Annotated in this window: 16 protein-coding genes; 5 read left to right on the forward strand and 11 right to left on the reverse strand. The window is 69.0% G+C overall.

Annotated features, from left to right (window positions below; all coding sequences use genetic code 11):
• Positions 1–118 precede the first annotated feature (118 nt).
• Positions 119–880 carry a bifunctional demethylmenaquinone methyltransferase/2-methoxy-6-polyprenyl-1,4-benzoquinol methylase UbiE gene (gene ubiE, locus D588_RS0100805; RefSeq protein WP_017910016.1) on the reverse strand — a complete coding sequence of 254 codons (762 nt, stop codon included), beginning with the start codon at positions 878–880 and terminating at the stop codon, positions 119–121.
• A 113-nt stretch (positions 881–993) separates the two neighbouring features.
• Between ubiE and D588_RS0100810 the strand changes: the two genes are divergently transcribed.
• The 3 genes from D588_RS0100810 to D588_RS0100820 all read left to right on the forward strand — a co-directional run bounded on the left by D588_RS0100810 (position 994) and on the right by D588_RS0100820 (position 4,304).
• A complete protein-coding gene (locus D588_RS0100810; protein WP_010341927.1) occupies positions 994–1,449 on the forward strand; it encodes a nucleoside deaminase in 456 nt (151 codons plus the stop codon).
• 236 nt (positions 1,450–1,685) lie between these two features.
• Positions 1,686–2,873: a heparan-alpha-glucosaminide N-acetyltransferase domain-containing protein gene (locus D588_RS0100815; RefSeq protein ID WP_017914627.1), complete on the forward strand. Its 1,188-nt coding sequence runs from the start codon at positions 1,686–1,688 to the stop codon at positions 2,871–2,873.
• 66 nt (positions 2,874–2,939) lie between these two features.
• Positions 2,940–4,304 carry a DUF2252 family protein gene (locus D588_RS0100820; RefSeq protein WP_017914628.1) on the forward strand — a complete coding sequence of 455 codons (1,365 nt, stop codon included), beginning with the start codon at positions 2,940–2,942 and terminating at the stop codon, positions 4,302–4,304.
• A gap of 736 nt (positions 4,305–5,040) precedes the next feature.
• Here D588_RS0100820 and hslU read toward each other — a convergent pair.
• The 9 genes from hslU to D588_RS0100870 form a co-directional block, all read right to left on the reverse strand.
• A complete protein-coding gene (gene hslU / locus D588_RS0100830) occupies positions 5,041–6,405 on the reverse strand; it encodes an ATP-dependent protease ATPase subunit HslU (RefSeq protein WP_017914630.1) in 1,365 nt (454 codons plus the stop codon).
• A gap of 113 nt (positions 6,406–6,518) precedes the next feature.
• Complete coding sequence (gene hslV / locus D588_RS0100835; protein ID WP_010341232.1) at positions 6,519–7,070, reverse strand: ATP-dependent protease subunit HslV; 552 nt, start codon at positions 7,068–7,070, stop codon at positions 6,519–6,521.
• Positions 7,071–7,118: 48 nt separating this feature from the next.
• On the reverse strand, positions 7,119–7,328 hold the full coding sequence (locus D588_RS0100840; RefSeq protein ID WP_017914631.1) for a DUF3079 domain-containing protein: 210 nt from the start codon (positions 7,326–7,328) through the stop codon (positions 7,119–7,121).
• Between the two features lie 89 nt (positions 7,329–7,417).
• Positions 7,418–8,332, reverse strand: coding sequence for a tyrosine recombinase XerC (gene xerC / locus D588_RS0100845; protein WP_081613439.1), 915 nt, complete (start codon positions 8,330–8,332; stop codon positions 7,418–7,420).
• A 92-nt stretch (positions 8,333–8,424) separates the two neighbouring features.
• Positions 8,425–9,090, reverse strand: coding sequence for a DUF484 family protein (locus D588_RS0100850; RefSeq protein ID WP_026143225.1), 666 nt, complete (start codon positions 9,088–9,090; stop codon positions 8,425–8,427).
• On the reverse strand, positions 9,087–9,944 hold the full coding sequence (dapF, locus tag D588_RS0100855) for a diaminopimelate epimerase (RefSeq protein ID WP_017914633.1): 858 nt from the start codon (positions 9,942–9,944) through the stop codon (positions 9,087–9,089). The genes D588_RS0100850 and dapF overlap by 4 nt, the downstream gene beginning before the upstream one ends.
• Positions 9,937–10,188, reverse strand: a complete 252-nt coding sequence (locus D588_RS0100860) for a lipoprotein (RefSeq protein ID WP_017914634.1) — start codon at positions 10,186–10,188, stop codon at positions 9,937–9,939. The genes dapF and D588_RS0100860 overlap by 8 nt, the downstream gene beginning before the upstream one ends.
• A gap of 61 nt (positions 10,189–10,249) precedes the next feature.
• Positions 10,250–10,630, reverse strand: a complete 381-nt coding sequence (locus tag D588_RS0100865; RefSeq protein WP_017910007.1) for a YbaN family protein — start codon at positions 10,628–10,630, stop codon at positions 10,250–10,252.
• Positions 10,631–11,325: 695 nt separating this feature from the next.
• Positions 11,326–13,416, reverse strand: a complete 2,091-nt coding sequence (locus D588_RS0100870; RefSeq protein WP_017914635.1) for an oligopeptidase B — start codon at positions 13,414–13,416, stop codon at positions 11,326–11,328.
• 457 nt (positions 13,417–13,873) lie between these two features.
• Between D588_RS0100870 and D588_RS0100875 the strand changes: the two genes are divergently transcribed.
• Together D588_RS0100875 and D588_RS0100880 are read left to right on the forward strand one after the other, a co-directional pair.
• Positions 13,874–15,085, forward strand: coding sequence for a pyridoxal phosphate-dependent aminotransferase (locus D588_RS0100875; RefSeq protein ID WP_017914636.1), 1,212 nt, complete (start codon positions 13,874–13,876; stop codon positions 15,083–15,085).
• Between the two features lie 38 nt (positions 15,086–15,123).
• Positions 15,124–15,606, forward strand: a complete 483-nt coding sequence (locus D588_RS0100880; RefSeq protein WP_106404452.1) for a GNAT family N-acetyltransferase — start codon at positions 15,124–15,126, stop codon at positions 15,604–15,606.
• Positions 15,607–15,763: 157 nt separating this feature from the next.
• Here the strand turns inward: D588_RS0100880 and D588_RS0100885 are convergent, their stop codons facing one another.
• Positions 15,764–17,869: a prolyl oligopeptidase family serine peptidase gene (locus D588_RS0100885; RefSeq protein WP_017914638.1), complete on the reverse strand. Its 2,106-nt coding sequence runs from the start codon at positions 17,867–17,869 to the stop codon at positions 15,764–15,766.
• Between the last annotated feature and the right edge of the window lie 129 nt (positions 17,870–17,998).

Below are 17,998 nucleotides of genomic sequence, written 5' to 3' on the forward strand. Positions count from 1 at the left end.
CGCCGGACCGCGCGTCGGGACTGAAGTCCCTCCCACAAGGACGACACAGCGCGGCGATCAGTCAGCACCCGATCGCCCGCCTTTGCGAATCCCCAATCCCGAATCCCCAATCCCGGCTCTAAATCCTATAGCCCGAGTGGATCGCCACGATGCCGCCGGTCAGGTTCTTGTAGTGGCTGCGGGCGAAGCCGGCCTCTTCCATCATCGCCTTCAGCGCGTCCTGCGGCGGATGCTTGCGGATGCTTTCGGCCAGGTACTGGTAGCTGTCGGCGTCCTTGGCGAACAGTTGGCCCAGGCGCGGCAGCACCTTGAACGAATGGAAGTCGTACAGCGGCTTGAACCAGTCGGCGGTGACTTCGGAGAACTCCAGCACCCGCGCCTGGCCGCCGACCTTGAGCACGCGGTACATCTCGCGCAGCGCGGCGTCCTTGTCGGTGACATTGCGCAGGCCGAAGGCGATGGTCACCAGGTCGAAGCTCTGGTCCGGGAACGGCAGCGCCTCGGCGTTGCACTGCACGTAGTCCAGGCCCGCGACCAGGCCGCGGTTGGTGAGGCGGTCGCGGCCCACCGAGAGCATGCCGGCGTTGATGTCGCCCAGCACGATCTCGCCGTCGGCACCGACCCGGTCCTTCAGCAGCGCGGCGATGTCGCCGGTGCCGCCGGCCAGGTCGAGCACGCGGTCGCCCGGCTTGACCTGCGCGGTGGCGACGAAATAGCGCTTCCAGACCCGATGGATGCCCATGCTCATCAGGTCATTCATCAGGTCGTAGTTGCCGGCGACCGAGGTGAAGACCTCGCCGACCAGCTTCTGCTTGTCCTTGGCGGCGACGTCGCGGAAGCCGAAATGGGTGGTGCCGGATTTGTAGGGGGATTCGCTCATGCCCGGATTATCGCACTGCCGGCCGCTCCGTGCCGGTGAAGCGCCGCCCGGGATGACAGCCGCCAGCCGCCTGCGCCAGACTGCCGGCCGACTCCCCTTCCCCCGGCCATCCCATGCTGACCACGCCCGACTACCGCGCCCTGCTCGACACCGCCATCGCCGAAGCCCGCCAGGGCCTGGCCGAGGGCGGCATCCCGATCGGCGCCGCCCTGTACCACCGCGACGGCCGCCTGCTCGGCTGCGGCCACAACCGCCGCGTGCAGGAGGGCGACCCGTCCGTGCATGGCGAAACCGATGCCTTCCGCAAGGCTGGGCGCCAGCGCCGCTACAAGGACACCATCATGGTCACCACGCTGGCGCCGTGCTGGTACTGCAGCGGCCTGGTGCGGCAGTTCAACATCGGTACCGTGGTGGTCGGCGAATCGGTGACCTTCCAGGGCGGCATCGACTGGCTGCGCGAGAGCGGCGTGGAGGTCATCGACCTGCACAGCCAGGAATGCATCGACCTGCTCGGCGGCTTCATCGCCGCGCACCCGGACGTGTGGAACGAGGACATCGGCGAGGACTGAGCGGCCCGCCGCGCTCGGCGCACCAGGCCAGACGCCCGCCGACGCGCCCACGGGCCGACACCAGGCCCTGCCGACCGGCGCCGACCTGGCGCGCCGGCTTGCCCCGCCCGAGCCTCGCTGCCGCCGCGCCAACACCCCGGCGCGGCCAAGCCTGAGAATCCCCGCGCCAGCAGCGGCGGAAAAGGCCCTGCCGCCCGAGTGTTATATTGTTTCAAAATCGACATCGATCGCTCCGCATGCCGTCTGTTGCCCTCGCTTCGCCCGCCTCCCTCGCCGTTCCCGCGACGCCCGCCGCGCGACTGGCCTCGATCGACCTGCTGCGCGGCACGGTGATGCTGCTGATGCTGCTCGACCACGTGCGCGAGACCTTCTACCTGCACCACCCGGTCGGCGACCCGATGGAGGTGGAGGGCACGGCGCCGGCACTGTTCGTCGCGCGCACCCTCGCCCACCTGTGCGCACCGGTGTTCGTGTTCCTCACCGGCCTGTCGGCCTGGCTGTACGCGTCCCGGCAGGCCGACGGACGCGCGGCGGCCACCCGCTTCCTGCTCAAGCGCGGCCTGTTCCTGATCGTGCTGGAGCTGACCCTGGTCAACCTGGCCTGGAGCGGCGCCTTCCCGCCGCAGGCGCTGTACCTGCAGGTGATCTGGGCGATCGGCCTGAGCATGCTCGCCCTGGCCGCACTGCTGTGGCTGCCGCGGCCGGCGCTGGCCCTGCTCGGCGCGGCGCTGGTCGCCGGCCACCACCTGCTGGACGATGTGCAGGTGCAGGGCGACGGCCCGCTCGCGGCGGTCTGGGCGGTGCTGCACAACCGGCGCTGGCTAGAGTTGGGCGAGCTGCGCCTGCGCACCTCCTACCCGGTGCTGCCGTGGATCGGGGTGATCGCGCTCGGCTACGCCGCCGGCCCCTGGTACGACGCCGCCGCCGAGCCGGCGCAGCGCCAGCAGCGCCTGCTGGCCTGGGGGCTGGGCGCGCTGGCCGGCTTCCACCTGCTGCGTTGGCACAACGGCTACGGCGATGCGCCCTGGCAGGCGCAGGACGACCTCGCGCATACCGCGATGAGCTTCTTCAACGTCACCAAGTACCCGCCGTCGCTGCAGTTCCTGCTGCTGACCCTGGGCGTGGGCCTGCTGTTGCTGCGCCTGTACGAGCATCCCGCCGTGGCCCGTACCCTGGCGCCGCTGGCGACGATCGGCGCGGCGCCGATGTTCTTCTACCTGCTGCACCTGTACGTGCTGAAGCTCGCCTACCTGGCCGCGCTGGCGCTGTGGGGCGCCAACCAGGGCGACCTGTTCGGCGTGGACAGCGTGGCCGCGCTGTGGGCGATCGCCGCCTTGCTGGGTCTGGCCCTGTACTGGCCCACCGCCGCGTTCGCGCGGCTGAAGGCGCGGCGCCGCGACCTGGGCTGGCTGCGCTACTTCTAGGTTCATCCGCGTGCAATGCAGGCGTGGTCGACTGCCGGTTCCCTCGTTCGCGCCTGGAGACCTGCGATGTCCACCCGCCTGCCGCAGTTGCTGCTGATCGGCCTGACCCTTGCCGCCTGCGCCGGATGCGCGACCGCGGCGAGCAAGCGCGACGCCTGGGTGGTGCAGCAGATCCACGACTACAACCATCCCTACGCCGCGCAGCGCGCCGAGCTGGATACCAAGATGGCGACCATGGCCACCGGTGCCTACGCCTTCTACCGCGGCACCGACCACATTTTCTACCAGGACATGAAAACCCTGCCGGGCTCGCTGTGGACCTCGCCGCAGACCGGCTACACCTGGCTCGGCGGCGACACCCACCTCGGCAACTTCGATGCCGCGCGCGACAGCAGCGGCAAGGCGGTGTTCAAGGTCGCCGACTTCGACGAAGGCCACCTCGGCCAGTACGTGTGGGACCTGCGCCGGCTGGCCGCGAGCATGGTCCTGGCCGGGCGCGACAACGGCCTGTCCGACAGCGACATCGGCGACGCCATCGACACCATGGTCGGCGCCTACCTGGACAAGATCGCCGATTTCCGCGGCAGCGACGCCGAAGAAAGCTTCCAGCTGAGCAAGCGCAACACCAGCGGCGCGGTGGCCAAGATCATCGACAGCGCCGACGGCAAGAGCCGCAGCAGCCTGCTGTCCAAGTACACGGTGGTCAACGGCGGCAAGCGCCAGTTCCAGAACCTGGACAACCTGGTCGCGGTGGACGCCGGCACCGCCTCGGCGGTGGCCGCGGCGATGAACGGCTACATCGGCTCGATCGCCGCGGCCAAGCGTTATGCGGCCAGCTACTACAGCATCAAGGACGTGCGCCAGAAGCTGGGCTCGGGCACCGGCAGCCTCGGTCGCCTGCGCCTGTACGTGCTGATCGAAGGCCCGAGCGCGTCGGCCAGCGACGACGTGATCCTGGAGTGGAAGCAGGAAGCGGCCAGCGTGGTCGCCGTGGCCGCGCCGTCGCAGATGCCGGCCTCCACCTACGACAACAACGAGGGCGCGCGGGTGGCGCGCACCGCCAAGGCGCAGACCATCGACGCCGACGTGCTGGTCGGCTACGCCAGCGTCGACGGCACCCCGTTCTACGTGCACGAGAAATCCCCGTTCCAGCAGGACCTGGACCCGACCGCGCTGGACAGCGCCGGCAAGCTCGCCACCGCCGCCACCTACCTGGGTCAGGCCCTGGCCTCGGCGCATGCGCTGGCCGACCAGGACTACGACCCGAACGTGGTGCCCTACAGCATCGACAAGCAGATCGACCAAGCGGCCAGCAGCAAGAGCGGCCTGAAATCGGAACTGCGCCAGTTCGCGTTCGACTACGCCGCGCAGGTGCAACTGGACTGGCAATCGTTCGTGGCCGCGTACAAGGCGGGCACGCCGCTGTATTGAACGCGGCGGGGGTGGCCGGGATCGCCCACGCCGTCTTGGCGCTGCGGGAAACATACCCCGGCCTGCGGCACGCTCTCCTGTCGGAGCGATTCTCGTCCCCTTTTGTGGGATCCCAGTCGCGACGAGGCCTTACCGGCAAGTCCCGTCACGACGGAAGTCGCTCCTTGTATCTGGACATGGAGCCCTGATGGCGTTATGTCTACGGTTCTTCTTTTCGTCCGACACGCAAATCTCAAGCGAAAGCAAAGGCTTTCGCCCTTACGGGCGAGTTACTTTTCTTTGCTCGCGCAAAGAAAAAGTAACCAAAAGAAGCGCTTTACCACAGCCGAAGGCTGGTCAAGCGCGCCCTGCCTCGCGCCCTCCGCGCTAACGCGCTCCGGGTCCGCGATGCTCACGGGGATCCGCGGAAGGGGCATCCTGCCCCTGCCGCGGACGGCGTACATCCATGTACGCCGCCCTTCGGGTGTTTCCCCGCGATGGCCGCCGCTTCGGAAGGGAACCCAGTAAGTCAAAAGCAAGGGCAAGGGCAAGAGCCAAAGCCAAGCGACCGCGACTCCCACACGGACTCGTGGTGATCGCTGTCCGGGCGCGATGTGGGAGGGACCTTCGTCCCCTTTTGTGGGATCAGGCACGACGGCTTCCGAGGCCAGATCGTCCGCCTACGCAGTTCGTCGTGGTTGCATGACAGTTGACTCCCACAAAGGGGAACGCATCGCGGGCGTGCGTCGACCCGGAATTACAGGATGTACCGACTCAGATCCGGGTCCTGCACCAGCTCGCCCAGGTGCGCATCGACATAGGCCGCGTCCACGGTGACGCTCTGCCCATCGCGGTCCGGGGCTTCGTAGCTCAGCGTGTCGAGCAGGCGCTCGAGCACGGTGTGCAGGCGCCGCGCGCCGATGTTCTCCTGGCGCTCGTTGACCAGGAACGCGATCTCCGCCAGGCGCGCGATGGCGTCGTCGGTGAAGCGCAGGCTCACGCCCTCGGTCAGCAACAGCGCTTCGTACTGCTTGGTCAGCGCCGCTTTCGGCTCGGTGAGGATGCGGATGAAGTCGTCCTTCGACAGCGCCGACAGTTCTACCCGGATCGGGAAACGGCCCTGCAGCTCCGGGATCAGATCGCTGGGCTTGGCGAGATGGAACGCGCCGGAGGCGATGAACAGGATGTGGTCGGTCTTGACCGTGCCGTACTTGGTGCTGACGTTGGAGCCTTCCACCAGCGGCAGCAGATCGCGCTGCACGCCTTCGCGCGAGACGTCGCCGCCGGTGGCGCCGGCCTCGCTGCGCTTGGCCACCTTGTCGATCTCGTCGATGAACACGATGCCGTGCTGTTCGCAGGCATCGATCGCCGCGGCGCGCACATCGTCCTCGTTGACCAGCTTGCCGGCCTCTTCCTCGATCAGCAGCGGCCGCGCGGCCTTGATGGTCAGCTTGCGCGACTGCGACTTGCCGCCACCGAGGTTGGAGAACATCTGCCGCAACTGCTGGCCCATTTCCTCCATGCCCGGCGGGGTCATGATGTCCATGCTGACGTTGACCGCGACATCCAGTTCGATCTCGCGCTCGTCCAGTTCGCCGGCACGCAGCATGCGCCGGAACTTGCTGCGGGTGTCGCTGTCCTGCGCCGAGGGCTCGTTGCGTGCGGCTTCCGGATCGAAGCCGATGCCGGCGCTGCGCCGCGGCAGCAACGCATCGAGGATGCGGTCTTCGGCGCGCTCCTCGGCCTGCGTGCGCACGCGGGTCTTGGCCTGCTCGCGGTACAGCTTGACCGCGGTATCGGCCAGGTCGCGCACGATCTGCTCCACATCCTTGCCGACGTAGCCGACCTCGGTGAAGCGGGTCGCCTCGACCTTGACGAACGGCGCATTGGCCAGCGTCGCCAGGCGCCGCGCGATCTCGGTCTTGCCGACGCCGGTGGGGCCGATCATCAGGATGTTCTTCGGCATCACTTCGTTGCGCAGCGCATCGGGCAACTGCATGCGCCGCCAGCGGTTGCGCAGCGCGATCGCCACCGCGCGCTTGGCCTCGTGCTGGCCGACGATGTGGCGGTCCAGCTCCTGCACGATCTCGCGCGGGGTCATGGTGCTATGGGTATCGGTCATGGTCGGGAAATCGAAGAGGGAATCGGGAATGGAGAATCGGGAATGGGAAAGCAGGCGTCATCGGTGACGGAGACGGGAACCGCTGTTGCGATTCCCCAGTCCCCATCCCCGATTCACAGCTCTTCCACCACCACGTTGCGATTGGTGTAGATGCAGATGTCGCCGGCGATGTTCAGCGCTTCGACGGCGATGGTGCGCGCGTCCAGCGTGGTGTGGCCGAGCAGCGCGCGCGCCGCCGACAAGGCGTAGGAACCACCGGAGCCGATGGCGATGATGCCGTCCTCCGGTTCGATCACATCGCCGGTGCCGCTGATGATCAGCGAGGTTTCCTTGTCGGCGACTGCCAGCAGCGCCTCGAGCTTGCCGAGGCGGCGCTCGGTGCGCCAATCCTTGGCCAGCTCCACTGCGGCGCGGGTCAGCTGGCCGTGCTTCTCCAGCTTGGCCTCGAACAGTTCGAACAGGGTGAATGCATCGGCGGCGGCGCCGGCGAATCCGGCCAGCACCTGACCCTCGCGGCCGAGCCGGCGCACCTTGCGCGCATTGCCCTTCATCACAGTGTGGCCCAGGGTCACCTGGCCGTCGCCGGCCACGGCGACACGACCATCGCGGCGCACCGACAGAATCGTGGTGGCGTGGAAAACATTGGGGTTCTGACTGGGATCCATGCGGCCTCCGGAGCGATGACTCAGGTGTGGGGGCTGGCGACGCGCGGTTCAAGCGTCGCCGAGCCGGGCATGCGCCGGCCGTGCCGGATCGGCAGCGATACCCCACGCGACGTACCAGTCCTCGCCCTGGGTTTCGATCGGATGCAGGGTGCGCCCGGCGCCGTTGCCGCAGGCCAGGTCGTGTGCCGCGCAATCGCGGTCGCAGCCCCAGCACAGCCGTTCGGGGCGGCGCGGCGCCAGCGGAAAGGGTTTGGCCATCGGTGAGCCCTCGCAACGTGGGAGGGCAGTGTCGTCCCGCCTTCGCCGACTCGCCTTGATCCAGAACAAGCGCGGACGCGATGCGGCGCTCAGGACTTGCGCTTGGCCCGCGGGTGCGATGCGTCGTAGACCTTGGCCAGGTGCTGGAAGTCCAGATGCGTGTAGATCTGCGTGGTGGCGATGTCGGCATGGCCGAGCAGTTCCTGCACGCCGCGCAGGTCGCCGGAGGATTCCAGGATGTGGCTGGCGAAACTGTGCCGCAGCATGTGCGGATGCACGTGCTTGAACAGGCCCTGGCGCCCGGCCAGTTGCTTGATGCGGATCTGTACCGCGCGCGCACCGATCGGCGCCCCGCCGCGGCCCGGGAACACCGGCGCGGCGGCCTCGCCCCGGCTTTCCTCGCGCCACGCCAGCAACGCGGCGCGCGCGTGCGAGCCGACCGGCACCAGCCGCTGCTTGTTGCCCTTGCCCAGCACGCTGACCATGCCGGCGACGAAATCCAGATCGCGCCAGCGCAGCGCGCACAGTTCGCTCAGGCGCAGGCCGGAGGAATAGAACAGCTCCAGCAGCGCGCGGTCGCGCAGGCCCAGCGGCGCATCGGTCGGCACTTCGACCAGGCGCACCGCCTCGTCGGCGTCGAGCACCTGCGGCAGTTTGCGCGGTGCCTTCGGCGCGCGCAGTGCCGCGGCCGGGCTGGTGGCGATATAGCCGTGCTTGAGCAGCCACGCATAGAAGCTGCGGCACGCCGACAACCGCCGCTGCAGGCTCTTGGGCGACAGCCCGCGACGGTGTTCGGCGGCGATGAAATTACGCAGTTGCGCGGCATCGAGCGCGGCGGGTTCGCCGAGCAGGTTGGCCGCCGCCCACGCCTCCAGCGCTGCCAGGTCGCGCCGGTACGCGTCCAGGGTATGCGCGGACATGCGCCGCTCGACCTGCAGGTAGGCGAGGAACCGGGACGCGGGACCCGGGACCCGGGACCCGGGAGACGTGGCCTCGCTCGCGATGCCAGCACTGCCCTGCCCGGCCTGATGATCGGCAGCGCCGGTTCCGGCGCTGTCCCGGGCCCCGGGTCCCGGATCCCGAGTCCCGGCCCCACTCATCGCTGCAACGCCACCGCCAGCGCTTCGCCCATCATGCGCAGGAACAAGGTACCCATGCCGGGATAGAACCGGTTCGGGTCGCGGCTGCCGACCGCGATCAGGCCCAGGCCGGGCAGCGGCAGCAGCGCGGTGGATTGCACTTCGTCCACGCGCTCGCCGTACAGCAGCGCCTGCTTTTCCGGTTGCAGGCGGCCGCAGATCGGCTCGCCGTCCTTCAGGCAATCGCGGAACGGCGCCAGCCGCGGATCGTCGGCCGCCAGCACCTGCAGCCACGGCGCCTGTTCCAGGCCGGGCAAGGGCTGCAGCAGCACGATGCTGACCAGGTCGCCCTGGAAATCCTCCTGCAGCGACGCGGCCATCGCGCGCACGCTGTCGGCGGCGCTGCGCTGGCGCATCAGCGCCAGGGTCAACTGATGGGTGCGCACCGCCAGCCGCTCGTTGACCTGCGCGTTGGCGGCCAGGTCGGCCAGCCGCCGCGACAGTTCGCGGTTCTTGTCGCGCAGCACTTCCAGCTGGTAGCTGGCCAGCGACGCGGTCGGGCCGTCGTCGCGCGGTACCACCAGGGTCAGCGCCAGGTCGGGAAACTGTTTGAGAAAGCCGGGATGGCGCCGCAGCCACGCCGCCACCTCGTGCGCACCGATCTTGTCCTGGCTGTCGCTCATCGGATCCATTCTCCATCGAAGACGAACGTCGCCGGCCCGGACATCACCACCGATGCGGTGTCTTCCGGCCATTGCACGCGCAGTTCGCCGCCCGGCAGGCTGACGCGCACGTCGCGCTCCACCCGGCCGCGCTGCATCATCACCGCGGCCGCCGCGCAGGCGCCGCTGCCGCAGGCCAGGGTCTCGCCGACGCCGCGCTCGTACACGCGCAGGCGCAGGTGGCCGCGGTCGATCACCTGCACGAAGCCGACGTTGACCGAATCCGGGAACGAGGCGTGCTGCTGCAGCAACGGACCCAGGCGTTCCACCGGTGCCGCATCGACCAGGCCCACTTCCAGCACCGCGTGCGGGTTGCCCATCGACACCGCGCCGAAGCGCACGCTGCCGCCCTGCAGCGGCAGCACGTATTCGTCGCGCGCACGCGGGAAGCCGACCAGCGGCACGTCCTCCGGCGCGAAGCGCGGCACGCCCATCGCCACGGCGAATTCGCCGGTGGCGCTGCGGGTGATGTGGTGACTGCCGGCGGGGCTTTCGATGACGAAATCGTCCGCGGCCGGCGCACTGCCGTCGCGCACCAGCCAGGCCGCGACGCAGCGTGCGCCGTTGCCGCATTGCCCGGCGGCGCTGCCGTCGGTGTTCCAGATGCGGTAGCTGGCGACCGCCGCGGCGTCGCGCGGCGGTTCGATGGTCAGGATCTGATCGCAGCCGACGCCGAAGTGGCGGTCGGCCAGGCGCACCGCCAGTGCGGCGTCCGGCGGCGGGGTGCCGTCGCGCAGGTCGAGCACCACGAAATCGTTGCCCGCGCCCTGCATCTTGCTGAAACGCAGGCGCGCGTCGTGGCGGGCCTCACTCATTCCCATTGGTGGGCATGGTGGTGTCGTTGGCCGGCGGGCGCTGCCCATCCACCGGCTGTGCCTGCCCGGCGGGATCGGTGGTCGCCGGCGGCGTCGCATCCGGCGCGGGCGTGGCGGGCGCGGCTTCCACCGGCACCGGCTTCTGCGGCATCACCAGCGGGCCCTTGTTGCCGCAGCCGGCCAGGGCCAGCAGCGCAGCGGCGGAGAGGACGAGACGGATCGGAGAAGAGGACGATGTGCTCATGCCCCGAGTATAGCCATACCGCCATGAACCGGCTGTGCCGCGGTCGCACGCCGCAGCACGCTCACGCGCGCGGCGGTTCCGGCCGCCACCACAGCCACAGCGCCACCGCGCTCATGCAGCCGATCGCCAGCACCTGCACCCACAGCCGGTGCACGAACAGCAGCAGCACCAGCGCGCACGCGGCCATGGTCAGCGTCGCCATCCACTTGCCGCGGCGGCTGACCGCGCCATGCCGTTCCCAGTCGCGGATGCTGCGGCCGAAACGCGGATCGCGCAGCAGACGCCGGCGCAGCCGCGGCGAACCGCGCGCGGCGGCGTAAGCGGCAATCAGCACGAACACCGTGGTCGGCAAGCCCGGCACGAAGATGCCGACGATGCCGGTCGCCAGGCTGGCATAGGCCAGCAGCCACCAGGCCCAGCGGAAACGGGAGTGCGTGCGCATGGCGGCATGATAAGCCTGCGCTGGCGCGGGCAGGTGGCGACCACCCGCCGACGCAACCGAGGTAGCCGTGCGGCAGCGGCTGTGGGAGCCGCTTCGGCCGCGATGGAAGAAGCCACCGGTGCGTCCGACTCTTTGCAGTCGGGACTGAAGTCCATCCCACAAGGCATTGCCAAGCCGTCAGCGCTGCTGCATGGCATGGCGCATCAGCCCATCGACCCTTCAGGTCCGACTCGGCCGTCATGCTCACTGTGGGAGCGGCTTCAGCCGCGACGCGCGAAGCCACTGGTGCGTCTGATCTCACAGCAGTCGGGACTGAAGTCCCTCCCACAAGGAGTGACCAGACCATCAGCACCGCTGACGACCCTCGCATAGGACACCAGCGACCCGCCTACCGCAGGAGCGGCTTCGGCCGCGACGAGCGAAGCCTTCGGCTTGTCCGACCTTGGCGCAGTCAGGACCGAAGTCCCTCCCACAAGGCATTGCCAAGCCGTCAACGCTGCTGCATGGCATGGCGCACCGCCATCGACCTTCAGGTCCGACTCGGCCGGCATGCTCACTGTGGGAGCGGCTTCAGCCGCGACGGGTGAAGCCACAGGCCATCCGACATCCAACCAAACATCGGGATGGGCCGGCCTCACGCCAGCCGCACCACCTGCGCATCGGCCAGCCCGCAGGCCGGCCGATGCGCATGGCCCTCACTTGGTCGGCTGCTCCACGCCCAGCTGGTCCAGCATGAAGGCATAGGACTCGGCCATTTCGCGGTAGCGACGGAAGCGGCCGGACTTGCCGCCGTGGCCGGCTTCCATGTTGACGCGGAACACGATCGGCTGGCTGCCGGTGTCGTTCTCGCGCAGCTTGGCCACCCACTTGGCCGGCTCCCAGTACTGCACCTGCGAATCCCACAGGCCGGTGCCGACGTACATCGCCGGGTAGGCCTGGCGGCTGACGTTGTCGTAGGGCGAGTAGCTGAGCATGTAGTCGTAGTACGCCTTCTGCTCCGGATTGCCCCACTCGTCGTACTCGTTGGTGGTCAGCGGAATGCTCGGGTCGAGCATGGTGGTCACCACGTCCACAAACGGCACCTGCGCCACCAGCACGCGGTAGTCCTTGGGCGCCATGTTGGCCACCGCGCCCATCAGCAGGCCGCCGGCGCTGCCGCCGGCCGCGGCGACGCGATCCGGGGCGGCGTAACCCTGCTGCACCAGCCCGCGGGTGACGTCGATGAAGTCGTTGAAGGTGTTCTTCTTGTGCAGCAGCTTGCCCTGGTCGTACCAGTCGCGGCCCATTTCCTGGCCGCCGCGGATGTGCGCGATGGCGTAGACCACGCCACGGTCGAGCAGGCTCACCACCGGCAGGTTGAACGCCGGATCGGTGGACATGCCGTAGCTGCCGTAGGCGTACTGGTACAGCGCGGCGCTGCCATCCTTCTTGAAGCCCTTCTTGTAGACCAGCGACACCGGCACCTTGACCCCGTCGCGCGCGGTCACCCAGACGCGTTCGGTCTGGTACTTGCTGGCGTCGTAGCCGATCACCGGCTGCTGCTTGAGCAGCTTGCGCTCGCCGGTGCGGGTGTTGAGTTCGTAGGTGGTGGCCGGGGTGGTCAGCGAGGTGTAGCTGTAGCGCAGCCACGGCGTGTCCGGCTCGGCATTGATCGACAGGCCCATCGAGTACGCCGGCTCGTCGGCCTTGACGTATTCCTCCTTGCCGTCGGCGAAGTGCAGGCGGATCCGCTCCAGGCCGTCGGAGCGCTCGGCGATGGCGGTGAAGCCGTCGAACAGTTCGAAGCCGTCGATGAACACCTTTTCGTCGTAGGGCAGCCAGCTCTGCCACTGGTCGCGCGAGGTAGCACCATCGGGCGCGGTCATCAGCGCGTAGTTCTTGGCCTTCCAGTTGGTGCGGATCACCCAGCGGCCGTCGAAATGATCGGCGTGGTACTCGACGTCGCGCTCGCGCGGCGCCAGCACGGTGAAGCGCTGCGGATCGGCGGCCGGCGCGTAGCGCTGCTCGGAGGACACGGTGCTTTCGACGCCGATGACGATGTACTTGTCGTCGCGGGTGCGGCCCACGCCCATGTAGAAGCTGTCGTCCTTCTCCTCGTACACCAGCGCGTCCTGCGCGGCGGGCGTGCCGAGCACGTGCTTCTTGACCCGCACGGTCAGCAGCGTCTCCGGGTCGTTCTCGACGTAGAACAGGGTCTTGTTGTCGTCGGCCCAGACCACGTCCGGCGACACGCCGGGAATGCGGTCGGCATAGACCTCGCCGGTGTCCAGGTTCTTGAAGCGCACCACGTACTGGCGACGACCGACGTCGTCCTCGGTCCAGGCCAGGATGCGATTGTCCTGACTGACCGCCGCGTCGCCGACGCTGAAATAGCCCTTGCCGGCGGCCATGGCGTTGACGTCGAGCAGGATCTCCTCCGGTGCCTCCATGCTGCCCTTGCGGCGCGCCTGGATCGGGTAGTCCTTGCCGCTCTCGTAGCGGGTGTAATACCAGTAGCCGCGCTCGCGGTACGGCACGCTGCTGTCGTCCTGCTTGATGCGGCCGACGATCTCCTCGTACAGCCGGTCTTCCAGCGGCTGCAGCGGCTTCAGCACCTGGTCGGCGTAGGCGTTCTCGGCGTTGAGATAGGCCAGCATCTGCGGGTTCTTGCGCGCGTCGTCGCGCAGCCAGTAGTAGGCGTCCTGGCGAACGGCGCCGAACGGCGCCTTGACCGCGTGCGGCTGCTTGGCCGGATGCGGCGGGGTGGCCGCGGCGGCGGAGGCGGAGGAAGCGAAGGAGGCGGTCATGAGCAGGACAAGGCTCGCTAGCAAGGGGCGGTGAGGCATCTAATGGGGCTCCGGCGGCAGTAACGCAACGGGACGCGCCGCCTTGGCCGGGCGGCGGCAGCGGGCGGGCGCCGCGCAGTGCCGGCCGAGTCTCCCTGCAACGCTGCGCCGTGGCAAGCGTGCCGAGGCAGTGCAGCCTGCGACGCAGGGCAATCGGCGGGCCGTGGTGCCGCGATGGCATCGCGGCGGGCAGCCGTGGCCAGCGAAGCCGAATGGCGCCGCATCGCACCGCACACGATCGACCGCCAGGAAAGCAACGCCAGATGCACGGGGGTGCACGGCCCCGACCCACGCCCGATTCGCCCAGGTCCAGCGCCCATCCCGGGTCGCGCCGCCACAGCCACCGCGCAATCTGCCGGACCTCGCCGACTGGACGCGGCTAACACGCTCGGGAACACGCTCCTCTATCATCGGCCGCATGGCTTCCCTTCCCGGCGACCCCCTCAGCGCCTCGCCCGCCGCGTCCGGCTACAGCCGGCGCAGCCGCGAGATCGAACCCTTCCACGTGATGGCCTTGCTGGCCCGCGCCAACGAACTGGAACAGGCCGGCCACGACGTGATCCACCTGGAAATCGGCGAGCCGGACTTCACCACCGCCGCGCCGATCGTCGCCGCCGGCCAGGCCGCGCTGGCTGCCGGCCATACCCGCTACACCGCTGCGCGCGGCCTGCCGGCCCTGCGCCAGGCGCTGGCGGACTTCTACCGGCAGCGCCACGACGTCGACCTGGACCCGGCGCGCATCCTGATCACCCCCGGCGGCTCCGGCGCGCTGCTGCTGGCCAGCGCGCTGCTGGTCGATCCGGGCCGCCACTGGCTGATGGCCGACCCCGGCTACCCGTGCAATCGCCACTTTCTGCGCTTGGTCGAAGGTGCCGCGCAATTGGTGCCGGTCGGTCCGGACAGCCGCTACCAGCTGACCCCGGAGCTGCTGCAGCGGCACTGGAACGCGGACAGCGTCGGCGCGCTGGTGGCGTCGCCGGCCAATCCCACCGGCACCGTGCTGTCGCGCGCCGAACTGGCGGCGCTGTCGCAGACGCTGCACGCTCGCGGCGGGCACCTGGTGGTGGACGAGATCTACCATGGCCTGAGCTACGGCATCGACGCACCCAGCGTGCTGGAGGTCGACGACGACGCCTACGTGCTCAACAGCTTCTCCAAGTACTTCGGCATGACCGGCTGGCGCCTCGGCTGGCTGGTGGCGCCGCGCGCGGCAGTGCCGTCGCTGGAGAAGCTGGCGCAGAACCTGTACATCAGCGCGCCCAGCATCGCCCAGCACGCGGCGCTGGCCTGCTTCCTGCCGGAAACGCTGCAGATCCTGGAAGCGCGCCGCGCCGAGTTCGCGCAGCGCCGCGACTACCTGCTGCCAGCGCTGCGTGCGCTCGGCTTCCGCATCGACGTCGAGCCGGAGGGCGCGTTCTACCTGTACGCCGACGTGTCCGATTTCACCGACGACGCGCAGGCCTTCTGCGCGCACTTCCTGGAAACCGAGCACGTCGCGTTCACCCCGGGCGTGGATTTCGGTCGCCATCGCGCACGCCAGCACGTGCGCATCGCCTATACCCAGAGCCTGCCACGACTGCAGGAGGCGGTGGCGCGGATCGCGCGCGGGCTGGGGCGCTGGGCGCGCTGAGGCGACCAGCGGCGGGGGAGACGCGAGTGAAGCCAGCCTTGCTCATCTATCGCGAAGCCATCGAATCCGATCTGGCTGCCATCTGCGCGCTCGGCGAGGAAGTGAACGCTGTCCACCATGACGCGTTTCCCCACATCTTCGCCGGCCCGGGCGATGCGGGCCGCGACGTGGCGCACTGGAAGCGCAGCATCGGCCAGGACAATGCCACCACCCTCGTCGCCGAAGCGCAGGGCGTCCTCGTCGGTTTCGTCACGGTCGGCATGGTGTCGGAATCGCACTCACTGCTGCAGCCCATGCGCTTCGGCCGGGTGGGCAGCGTGGGCATCACCCAACGCCATCGCGGCCAGGGGATCGGCCCGGCGCTGATGCAGCGTGCGCACGAGTGGGTGGCGCTGCGCGGCGGTGTCGAAATGCGCCTGAATGTCTGGGCCTTCAACACCCACGCACTGCACGTTTACGAAGAACTGGGTTATGAAGTCCGTTCGCTGACCCTGGTCAAGTCGTTGGCCGACGGGGCCTGAGCACCCGCTGCGGCGACGCCCTGAGATCACCTTGAGAACGCGGACAATGCCGGCGCGATCGTGACGCAACGCATTGCGCGCAGGCTCGGCCGCTCATTGGATGGCGCGCCAGGCCAGGAGATGGTCCGCGCCCCAGCCGGGACGCGGACCACACCACTCACTTGGACAACCGCTCCCACAGGAAGCTGTACGCCAGCGCCTGCATGTGCGCCGCCTGCGCATTGTTGGCCGCGCCGCCATGACCGCCTTCGATGTTCTCGTAGTAGGTCACGTCCTTGCCGGCGTCGATCATCTTCGCCGCCATCTTCCGCGCATGGCCCGGGTGCACGCGGTCGTCGCGGGTCGAGGTCAGGAAGATCACCGGCGGATAGGTCTTCTTCGGGTCGAACAGGTGATACGGCGAGAAGGTCTGGATGAACTTCCAGTCGTCGGTGTCCGGGTTGCCGTACTCGGCCATCCACGAGGCGCCGGCCAGCAGGTGGCTGTAGCGCTTCATGTCCAGCAGCGGCACCTGCACCACCACCGCGCCGAACAGCTGCGGGTACTGCATCAGCATGTTGCCGGCCATCAGCCCGCCGTTGCTGCCGCCCTGCACGCCCAGGTGCTTGGCCGAGGTGATCTTGCGCGCGACCAGGTCCTGCGCCACCGCCGCCATGTCCTCGTAGGCCTTGTGCCGGTTCTGCTTCAGCGCCGCCTGGTGCCAGCGCGGGCCGTACTCGCCGCCGCCGCGGATGTTGGCCAGCGCGTACACGCCACCCTGGTCGAGCCAGGCGCGGCCCAGGCTGCCGGAGTAGAACGGGGTCATCGAGATCTCGAAGCCGCCGTAGGCGTACAGCAGGGTCGGCGCGCTGCCGTCGGCCTTGAGCTGCTTGGGCCGGACCAGGAAGTACGGCACCTTGGTGCCGTCCTTGGACACCGCGAAGTGCTGCTCGATCTCGTCCTTTGAGGCGTCGAAGAAGCTCGGCATCGCCTTCAGCGTCTCGATGCTCTTCGGCCCGCGCTGCACGTCGGCCAGCATCAGCGTGGTCGGGGTCAGGAAGTCGGTGGAAGTCAGCCACACCTGGTCGTTCTCGTCGGCATCGACCGCATCGACGCTGGTGCTGCCGAAGGCCAGGTCGCCGACCGGGAACGCTGCACGCGCCCATTCGCCCTCGCCCGGGGTCAGCACCCACAGGCGGCTCTTGACGTCGTCGAGCACGTTCAGCACCAACCGCGACTTGGTCCAGGCGAAGGACGCCAGCGAGGCGGTCTCGGTGGGCGTGAACAGCACCTGGAAGTCGCGCTTGCCGGCCATGAAGTCGTCGAACTTGGTCGCCAGCAGCGCACCGGCCGGGTAGGTCGTGCCGCCCACCGTCCACGGATCGCGCAGTTCCAGGGTCAGCCACTGGCGGTGCACGCCCTTGTTGGCCGAGTTGGGCACGTCGATCTTGGTCAGGCGGCCGTCGGCGCCGCGCAGGTACATCTCGTCGTTGTAGAAGGCCAGCGTGCGGCTGACGAAATCGCGCTCGTAGCCGGGCGTGTCGTCGTGCATCGCGGCGATGTACATGTCGTCCGGCTTGCCCTCGTAGACCAGGGTGGCGCTGGTCATCGGGGTGCCGCGCTTCCACTGCTTGACGATGCGCGGGTAGCCGGAGCTGGTCAGCGAGCCGGGGCCGAAGTCGGTGTACAGGTAGACGGTGTCGGCATCGATCCAGCTCAGGCCGCCCTTGGCCTCGGGCCGGAAGAAGCCGTCCTTGATCCACTGCTTGGTGCTCAGGTCGAACTCGCGGGTGACGTCGGCGTCGGCGCCGCCGCGCGACAGCGCGATCAGGCAGCGGCGGTACTCCGGGCGCAGGCAGTTGGCGCCATGCCACACCCAGTTCTCGCCCTCGGCCTTGTTCAGCGCGTCGAGGTCCAGCACCGTCTCCCACTTCGGCTCGGGCTTGCGGTACTCGTCCAGGGTGGTGCGGCGCCACAGGCCGCGCTCGTGGGCGCGGTCCTTCCACAGGTTGTAGTAGTACGGGCCGATCTTCTGCACGGCCGGAATCTTGGCGTCGGAATCCAGCACCTCGCGGATGCCGGCCTCGCGGGCCTTGAAGGCGGGGGTCTCGGCCAGCCGCGCCTCGGTCTTGGCGTTCTGCGCCTTGACCCAGTCCAGCGCCTTGGTGCCGGTGACGTCTTCGAGCCAGGCGTAAGGGTCTTGGGGCATCGCGGTTTCCTTGGCCGCGGCGGTGCCGGCGGCGAGCAGGCCGGCGATCAGGCAGGCGTGTGCGAGTGAGGACATGTTCGGATCCGTGGAAGGACAGCGCCGCACCGTAGCACGCAGCATCGCCGCCCTCCCCTGCCGAAGGTCAGGCCGGGCGCGCGGTCCGCAGCGCCGGTCGGCGCCGCCGCGCCTGCGCCCGCGGGCGTG

It is taken from the genome of Xanthomonas sp. SHU 308, from assembly GCF_000364645.1.
Lineage (GTDB): Bacteria > Pseudomonadota > Gammaproteobacteria > Xanthomonadales > Xanthomonadaceae > Xanthomonas_A > Xanthomonas_A sontii.

Bases quoted from the DNA above. Each gene is read 5' to 3' on its own strand.
- D588_RS0100815 (WP_017914627.1), top strand. From the start codon at position 1,686: ATGCCGTCTGTTGCCCTCGCTTCGCCCGCCTCCCTCGCCGTTCCCGCG.
- D588_RS0100875 (WP_017914636.1), top strand. From the start codon at position 13,874: ATGGCTTCCCTTCCCGGCGACCCCCTCAGCGCCTCGCCCGCCGCGTCC.
- D588_RS0100820 (WP_017914628.1), top strand. From the start codon at position 2,940: ATGTCCACCCGCCTGCCGCAGTTGCTGCTGATCGGCCTGACCCTTGCC.
- D588_RS0100840 (WP_017914631.1), bottom strand. From the start codon at position 7,328: ATGGCCAAACCCTTTCCGCTGGCGCCGCGCCGCCCCGAACGGCTGTGC.
- D588_RS0100850 (WP_026143225.1), bottom strand. From the start codon at position 9,090: ATGAGCGACAGCCAGGACAAGATCGGTGCGCACGAGGTGGCGGCGTGG.
- dapF (WP_017914633.1), bottom strand. From the start codon at position 9,944: ATGAGTGAGGCCCGCCACGACGCGCGCCTGCGTTTCAGCAAGATGCAG.
- D588_RS0100870 (WP_017914635.1), bottom strand. From the start codon at position 13,416: ATGACCGCCTCCTTCGCTTCCTCCGCCTCCGCCGCCGCGGCCACCCCG.
- D588_RS0100885 (WP_017914638.1), bottom strand. From the start codon at position 17,869: ATGTCCTCACTCGCACACGCCTGCCTGATCGCCGGCCTGCTCGCCGCC.
- ubiE (WP_017910016.1), bottom strand. From the start codon at position 880: ATGAGCGAATCCCCCTACAAATCCGGCACCACCCATTTCGGCTTCCGC.
- D588_RS0100865 (WP_017910007.1), bottom strand. From the start codon at position 10,630: ATGCGCACGCACTCCCGTTTCCGCTGGGCCTGGTGGCTGCTGGCCTAT.
- hslV (WP_010341232.1), bottom strand. From the start codon at position 7,070: ATGGATCCCAGTCAGAACCCCAATGTTTTCCACGCCACCACGATTCTG.
- hslU (WP_017914630.1), bottom strand. From the start codon at position 6,405: ATGACCGATACCCATAGCACCATGACCCCGCGCGAGATCGTGCAGGAG.
- D588_RS0100810 (WP_010341927.1), top strand. From the start codon at position 994: ATGCTGACCACGCCCGACTACCGCGCCCTGCTCGACACCGCCATCGCC.
- D588_RS0100860 (WP_017914634.1), bottom strand. From the start codon at position 10,188: ATGAGCACATCGTCCTCTTCTCCGATCCGTCTCGTCCTCTCCGCCGCT.